At 68.2% G+C, this 6,811-nt stretch carries 7 protein-coding genes and 1 riboswitch; of the genes, 1 reads left to right on the top strand and 6 read right to left on the bottom strand.

The genetic code is table 11. The annotated features are described in order from the left end of the window. Window positions 1-135 precede the first annotated feature (135 nt). The 5 genes from FJX73_01315 to FJX73_01295 all read right to left on the bottom strand — a co-directional run bounded on the left by FJX73_01315 (window position 136) and on the right by FJX73_01295 (window position 4,044). Window positions 136-951 carry a hypothetical protein gene (locus FJX73_01315; protein ID MBM3469422.1) on the bottom strand — a complete coding sequence of 272 codons (816 nt, stop codon included), beginning with the start codon at window positions 949-951 and terminating at the stop codon, window positions 136-138. 6 nt (window positions 952-957) lie between these two features. Beyond that, window positions 958-1,737 carry a hypothetical protein gene (locus FJX73_01310; protein MBM3469421.1) on the bottom strand — a complete coding sequence of 260 codons (780 nt, stop codon included), beginning with the start codon at window positions 1,735-1,737 and terminating at the stop codon, window positions 958-960. Further along, complete coding sequence (locus FJX73_01305) at window positions 1,734-2,480, bottom strand: hypothetical protein (protein ID MBM3469420.1); 747 nt, start codon at window positions 2,478-2,480, stop codon at window positions 1,734-1,736. Before FJX73_01305 ends, FJX73_01310 begins: the two co-directional genes overlap by 4 nt. A gap of 48 nt (window positions 2,481-2,528) precedes the next feature. Next, a riboswitch (cyclic di-GMP riboswitch) is annotated at window positions 2,529-2,625 on the bottom strand. 58 nt (window positions 2,626-2,683) lie between these two features. Further along, the gene (locus tag FJX73_01300) at window positions 2,684-3,688 is read right to left on the bottom strand and encodes a tetratricopeptide repeat protein (GenBank protein ID MBM3469419.1); all 1,005 of its coding nucleotides are present in this window, start codon (window positions 3,686-3,688) and stop codon (window positions 2,684-2,686) included. After that, the gene (locus FJX73_01295) at window positions 3,685-4,044 is read right to left on the bottom strand and encodes a hypothetical protein (GenBank protein ID MBM3469418.1); all 360 of its coding nucleotides are present in this window, start codon (window positions 4,042-4,044) and stop codon (window positions 3,685-3,687) included. The genes FJX73_01300 and FJX73_01295 overlap by 4 nt, the downstream gene beginning before the upstream one ends. Window positions 4,045-4,145: 101 nt before the next feature. Between FJX73_01295 and FJX73_01290 the strand changes: the two genes are divergently transcribed. Next, a complete protein-coding gene (locus FJX73_01290; protein MBM3469417.1) occupies window positions 4,146-5,123 on the top strand; it encodes a diguanylate cyclase in 978 nt (325 codons plus the stop codon). Window positions 5,124-5,133: 10 nt separating this feature from the next. Here the strand turns inward: FJX73_01290 and FJX73_01285 are convergent, their stop codons facing one another. Next, window positions 5,134-6,783, bottom strand: a complete 1,650-nt coding sequence (locus FJX73_01285; protein ID MBM3469416.1) for an HD domain-containing protein — start codon at window positions 6,781-6,783, stop codon at window positions 5,134-5,136. Window positions 6,784-6,811 lie beyond the last annotated feature (28 nt).

Raw genomic sequence — 6,811 nt, 5'->3', positions numbered from 1 at the left:
ACTACCCTGATCCTAGGTGAAAAGCACGAGGTCGTCAAGGTTCTTGTTGACGACCCCGCCCCTACTGGCTGGAATACCCGCCGGAAGCCCGCTTCAGCCTCTATCCGAACTTATGTCTGAATCGTAGTCAAACTTCTACCCTGAACTGCCGGTCCCTGTGCCAGGGGCCGACCTTGACCTGCCGACATACCGGAAGGCGAGCTTGTGCGCCATCAACACTCCGACCACTGCCCGGGCCTGTTCCGTGGTTACGCCGGCTGTGGCTGAAACCGCCGAGACAGTGCGCGAACCGTCGAGCAACCCGGTCACCGCGTGGCCTGCCGGCCCTGCCACCTCCAGAATCCTGGCCGCCACCTCCTCGGGCGTGGAGTTCCGGACGGCGGCAGGAACGAAGTAGGTCTCGTCAGCGGCGCCGGGCTGCTCTGATGCGGGAGCGGGCTGCTCTGCCGCGGCGGCGCGTGGCTCATCAACAGCGACCCGCGGCTCCTCAACAGCGGGCGGCCGTGCCGCGGGCGCACGCACATGCCCGGAGAACACCACGATCCACCCTGATGCCTCACCCAGAGGCGTGGTACCTTCTCCGCACTGGGTGACCTGACCGTCCGCGACCACGTAGACGGACGGCTTCTCGCCCATGACCAGGACCACGGCGTCCGAGCGTTGTAAGCACAGCCGCTCTATCAGATGATCGAGGCGGACGAATTCGGTGTGCAACCCCCCGGCCGAGAACTGCAGGCCGGCGATCTGCTCTGCCAGCCACTCGGGGAGCGCCAGGTGGACCACTTCCGCGCCAGGGGGTACGCCGGAGGGCAGCACCGTTCCGGGCTGGCCCTGCTCCCAGCCGCCCGGTCCGAAGACCGCTGCAGTCCGGCGCGCCGGTGCATCCACGACGGCGGCCAGCCCGCGCGTCCACGCGTAGTGGAAGATACCGGACCCGTTCGAGGACGACACGGCGGCTTAGGCCTCCTCGAGCGCGGCCCGCTGCCAGAATCCGCCGACCGCTAGGAAGACGAAACCGGCGACCCAGAGCGCATCTGCCCGGTGTACGGCCGGGTGCAGCCCATGCCGGATAAGGGAGGTGAACCCAAAGCTTGCCGCGGCGAGGCAGACCGCTGCCATCGCCACCGCAAGCCACGGGTACGCCGAGGTACCTCCGCGGAAACCGGCTGCGGGCAGGAGGCCTGCGGGCACGAGCAACACGGCCGCGGCCGGGTAGAACGCGGCCAGCGCTTTCTCCAATACAGATGCCTGACTCTGCGCGACCGATACCAGGACCATAGAGAGGGCAAGCGCCCATGCCAGGCCGCCGTACACCGCCAGGTTTCTGCGGACCGGCCGCTCGACCACGGGCCAGACAAGCCGGGCCTCCAGACAGAGCGCCGTGCCCAGCAGCAGGTAGAAAGCAACAAAGAACCCGTCTGCCAGGGATGGGAAGGGAAGCGCCTTTCCTGCGATCCACTCGTGGCCTGTGAAGACCGCGCGGCCTGCTGCCCATGCCAGGGTGGCCCATGCGCCCGTCATCCAGACCGCGCGTTCGCGGTCGCCGCGCGCGTAGGCCCGCGCCGCGGTCAGACACCCAAGCCCGGCCACGAGCGGCGCCAGGAGCTGCAGCAGGGCACCCATCACGTGCCGCGCAACCTGCACACCTGGCCCACCACCGTCCAGCCCGTAGGTAATTCCCGCGGCCACCGCCAGTGGACCGATGATCGCCTTCGGCAACCAGGACCGCCGCGTCACGGCGTCCCCTCCCCTTCGGTCCCAACAGCGGCCTGAGCAGATTGTGCTTCGTCCCCTCCACCCGCAACCTCGCGCTCGGATGCGGCGATGGTCCGGTCGGTGAACGCGCGGCCTGCGATCGCCACGACCGGCGCGCAGGCCGCCTCCACTATGACGCGCCAGGTGGACTCGGGCAGTTGCGGCGCGTGAACCCGTTCACCATCCATGCCGCCCCCGTGCCGCTCCAGCGCCCGGTTCAGGGCAGCCGCAAACTGCGCTGCCAGGCGGGGACCACGGCTGCGCGCGACGCGCACTGCCACATGCTCCAGGATGACCGGCCATGGGTGGGCCGGGGGCTCGGTGGCGACCGCGGGCTGCGGTTCCTGCTCGTCTGAGGAATCCAGGAACTCCGGCGGCACGGTGGGTGGCTCGCACGCCACAACGCTGACCTGGCCACCGCGTGCTGCCAGATCCCTGAGCCGGTTGCGCCCCGGACCGTTCAGCAGCACTTCCGGAATGTCGCCCGCCTCGAACACCCACACCTCGCGGGGCGTACCCTCCTGGAACCAGAGCACGCCGTCGGCCTCCTGATCTCCAACTATTACGCCACCGTCGAAGCCGCGCGCGGCCAGGTACGCCACAAGCAGGTCCAGATCCACTTCGTCGCCGCACATCCCGGCGAAGAGGGCCGCCCCGGCCTGGATGGCCTCGTTGCACTGAATGCGGAGGGTTTCCACTGTGCGATACCCTTTGACGTTCTCCATGATACAAACGCCTCCCGGCTGGGGCCGGAAGGCTGGGAGTACCTCCCCTTCGGCAACCCAGCCGACCTGGAAACCCGCAACCTGGGTCTTCCAGGCCCTGTTGGCTTTGCGTCCCCGCCTCACGGCGGGTTTGCCCGTTCGGAGGCTGCTTGCTACTGGCTATCTTCCCACTCGAGACTCCGCCTAGTCCCTCCCTAACTTGCCTAGAGCCGCCGTGAGAGTTCCAGGCTTTCGCCCGGGATCGTCAGGAGCCGGCGGTATAGACCTGATATGTTCGTCACATACCACTGGGTTTCCGCGTACGGGGGGATTCCCTCGTGCTTCTCAACCGCGCCCCGGCCCGCGTTGTAGGCCGCCAGCGCCAGGTGGGCATTGCTCCAACCGAAACGATCAAGATTGCCGCGCAGGTACCGAATGGCTCCATAGAGGTTCTGCACCGGGTCCCAGGCGTCCACCCCGAGCGAGCGGGCGGTGGCCGGCATGAGCTGGCCCAATCCTATCGCGCCGGCCCGCGATCGCGCCGCGGGCTGGAATCCGGACTCGATAACCACGAGGGCGACCACCAGGCGAGGGTCAACGTTGAAGTGCCTGCTGTAACCCAGAAGCGCCTGGCCGATGGCAACCGACTGCTCGTGCGTGAGGCGCGGGTTGTAGAAGCGGGCGATGGCATTGTAGCTCGCCGCGTCCAGCACCCAAGGCGGCGCGCTGGGAGGCGCGCCCAAGGGCGGCTCGACCGGGGCCTGTCCCGGCGGAGCCTGCGCTGCGGGGTGCGGCAACGGACCCAGCGCGCGTAACGCCTGGTGGGCTAGGTCGCGGACCTGGGCCGGGGATCGCGCCAGCAGGGCGTGCCGGAACGCCGTACCGGCCTCCGCGGTGCGCTCTGTCCGAACCAGCGCGTGACCCCACCAGAGCAGCATCAAGCCGTCGCGCGGCGAGAGTCGAACCGCCCGGGAGAACGACCGCTCGGCCCGCTCGTTGTCGCCCGCGTGGAACTGGACCACACCCAGCCAAAGCCAGCCGTGTGCCGAACCAGGATGGCGGCTCACGGCGCGAGCGAAGACTGCCTCGGCCTCGGCCATCCTGCCCCGCGCGAACAGCGCCGCTCCCTCGCGCAGCGCATCGGACCTGACCGTGCCGCCGGCCGCGCCCGCGGGAAGCAATGCCAGGACGGCAAGCCAGACGGCCAGAAGGCAAAGGGTTCTTCTCATCCCAGTTCTTCCGTGATCTCGGCTTTGCACCGACGGATCGCCAGCCGGGCGCGGGCGACGTTACCGCCCGCATCCAGTACCGCCGCCAGGTAGTGCGCCGGTCCAACTGCCGCAACGAGCAGGGCCAGGCTCTCGGTGGTCACGGCCAGGTAGTCCATCTCGCCCCCGTCCATCTTGCGGGCGCAGTAGGCGCCAACCTTGAACAGCGCGACCAGGTCGTCGGACAACGTGCTCGGGTCATGGGCGCCGCCCTTCACCACGGTCTCAACCGCGCGGCCGTCGGCGCCAAGCAGTACAACTGCCCGCGTGTCGTCGCCTACCAACCCCTGCAGGATGCCCCTCAGCCTCGTGCTCATGGTCCGCCCGCGCCACACAGACCGTTCACCGCGGCATCATCCTTCCCTGCGTTACAGGAGTTGCGCTGCCCACCATCGTAACATACCGGGAAGATGCCCCGATGAACCGTGTTGTCCTTGACCTCATTCGCACGCGGCGCCGGCTGCTGGCGGCGCACTGGGCCCGCAACCTCGTGGCCGCTCCCACGCGCGGGCAGATCTGGCAGGACGGCGAGCGAATAGAGCGGCATACCCAGGCCGGTATGGACGCTCTTGCCGAGGCGGCTGCCGCCGGACAGGTAGAGCCCTTCATCGAATTCGCCGGCAGATTCAGCGGGGAAGCGCTTGCCCTGGAGACGCCGCTGGAGGAGGTGATCCGCGCCCTCCTGGAGGCCAAGCCCACAGTGCTTGACTTACTCTCCAGTGACCCGGCGGCCGGCGACCAGGATCCCGACGTCGTCAACTTCCTCAACCGCCTGATCTCATCGGGCATCCTCGAGGTGATCCAGCGGTACGAGCGCCAGTGGTCGCGCAGAGGCCTTGCCGTGCAGGGCCACCTCGACGAGTTGCGCGAGCGAGCGCGGCACCAGATCATCGTTGACTCACAGACGGGCCTGTTCAAGGCGACGCACTTCGCAACAGCGGCAGAGCGCGAGTTGACGCGGAGCCGCCGGTTCAAGCGCTCCTTCGCGGTGGCCCTGGTTGCGGTTGACCAGGAAGAAGAGATCGGTGACACCCTTGGAAGCGAGGCCGACCGGGCCCTGACCGTGCATCTTGCCAACATCCTTACGAACGAGACACGGGTGGTTGACCTCCGGGCTGCTCTGGGCTCTGGGAGGTTCGGTTTGATACTGCCCGAGGCCTCTCTGGAGGGAGCGTTTGCCCTGGCGGAGCGCATTCGCGGGTCGGTCGAGCGCACCTTGTTTGTACCCCCGGGCCACCCATATCCGCTGACCCTCACCGTGAGCATCGGCCTGGCGTGCTACCCTCAAGACGCCGACAACTCCCAGGAACTGCTGGAGCGAGCCGAGGAGGCCCTGGCTCGCGCCAGGGCCGGCCAGAACACAACGGTCGCGGCCGCCTCCGCCCACGATTTCTGACCAGCCCGCACTACGAGCGCTCCCGCCACAGGCGCAGCTGGATCTCAAAGGGAGGCTTCTCCCTCAGGACGCGGAGAAACACCTCCACGAGCACCGGATCGAGCGTGTTCCCAGCCATCCTCTGCAGCTCGGCTATCGCCTCTTCCACGGATCGGCTTGGACGGTAGGGACGGTGCGAAGTCACGGCATCGAACGTGTCCGCCACGCGGATGATGCGCGCGCCGAGCGGGATCTCAGTACCGGCCAGCCCTTCGGGGTAGCCAGTCCCGTCGTAGGCCTCCTGGTGGTAGTGAACGTCATCGGCCAGCGGCTTGAATGGAGGCATCTCTCTCAGGATGCTGGCGCCGCGCTCGGGGTGCTGGTTCATCACCGCCCGTTCCTCATCGGTCAGCGAGCCGCGCTTGCGCAGGATGGCCTCCGGTGTGGCGATCTTCCCGATGTCGTGCAGCATGCTCGCCCAGCGGATCCGCTCTATCTCCTCCGTAGGGAGCCCAAGGTCTGTCGCGATGGCAACGGCACAGGTCGCGACACGCTGCGAGTGGCCCCGCGTATAAGGGTCCTTGGCCTCCAGGGCCGCGGCCAGGGTCCTCACGGTGCTCAACATGAAATCGCGAGACTGCGCCACGGCCCGGGCGTCCCACAGTAGGGGCGCGGCCGTCTCGGCCAGTGCACGCGCCGCTTCGGTTTGATCGCCGGCAAACAACCTGAGATCGTGGCGCGCCAGCAGGAGGGCACCAAACGGCGTGCCCTGCAGGGCGAGCGGAATCAGGGCGGCAGAGCGCGCGCCGTCCTCCCCAAGAACGCCGGCCCAGCCCGCGTCCCTGCCCGCGTCCGCCACCGTCTGGGACAACCCTGATCGAAGCACGATGCCGAGAACGCCGGTCGCCGGGAGGTGATCACCCGCGGCCCGGGCCACACCATCTGCGCCGATGCCGGCCTCGACGACCGGCTGTCCGTCGCCATCGAGCATCACCACGAGCCCGTGACTGGCATCGGCCAGGCGCAGCGATCGCTCCAGGAGATGACGGGCACGGCCGGCCAGGTCCAGCGGAGCCATTGTTGTGACAGCCGCGCGCAACTCGGCGGCTGTGCTCGCCTGCCGTGTCAGCGCCTCGACGCCGTGCAGGACCGACGCCGCGCCTTCGGCCCGGCGCTCTTCGATTATCCCGATCAAGACGCCGGCCAGGACCAGAAGCATGCCGCGCGGGAGCGAACCGGCTGCCGTCCCGCTCTCCAGGCCTGCGGCGATCGCAAAGCCCGTCGCGGCCACCCAGCCGCTGATCACGCCGGCGACGATCCCACGACCGGCCGTCGCCAAGATCAGAACCGGCACGTACAGGAAGTAGAAGAAGCTGGTCTTGCCCCCGGTCTCGAACACGATGAGGGATACAACGAGCAGCTCCAGCATGATCCCGGAGTGGCGTGCTAGGGGAAACCCGCCGATCCGACGTGGCGCCACCACGCTGGGCAGGCCCGCGGCGACCAGCAGCACGAGTAGCAGCGCCACGGTGAGTGGCGACGCGATTGTGGTCCCGGCCGGCACGCCGGTGAAGATCACGGAGATTCCAAACAGCGCGGTCAGCGCCCGAACGTAGAGGGGCCACCACTCCACCCTGGTGTCTGGGTTCATCCCGCACCCCTTGCTGACCCCGCGAGGCATCTCGAAGGGCACACTCTGTATGCCCGCG

The sequence above is a fragment of the Armatimonadota bacterium genome (assembly GCA_016869025.1).
In the GTDB taxonomy this organism is placed as follows: domain Bacteria; phylum Sysuimicrobiota; class Sysuimicrobiia; order Sysuimicrobiales; family Humicultoraceae; genus VGFA01.
Note: the sequence above shows the minus strand (reverse complement) of the source record. Positions and strands in the feature narration are given on the sequence as shown.

What these genes read in the sequence shown, in the direction of transcription:
- FJX73_01305 (MBM3469420.1), bottom strand. Translation starts at nt 2,480, where the DNA reads ATGGAGAACGTCAAAGGGTATCGCACAGTGGAAACCCTCCGCATTCAG.
- FJX73_01300 (MBM3469419.1), bottom strand. Translation starts at nt 3,688, where the DNA reads ATGAGAAGAACCCTTTGCCTTCTGGCCGTCTGGCTTGCCGTCCTGGCA.
- FJX73_01295 (MBM3469418.1), bottom strand. Translation starts at nt 4,044, where the DNA reads ATGAGCACGAGGCTGAGGGGCATCCTGCAGGGGTTGGTAGGCGACGAC.
- FJX73_01290 (MBM3469417.1), top strand. Translation starts at nt 4,146, where the DNA reads ATGAACCGTGTTGTCCTTGACCTCATTCGCACGCGGCGCCGGCTGCTG.
- FJX73_01285 (MBM3469416.1), bottom strand. Translation starts at nt 6,783, where the DNA reads ATGCCTCGCGGGGTCAGCAAGGGGTGCGGGATGAACCCAGACACCAGG.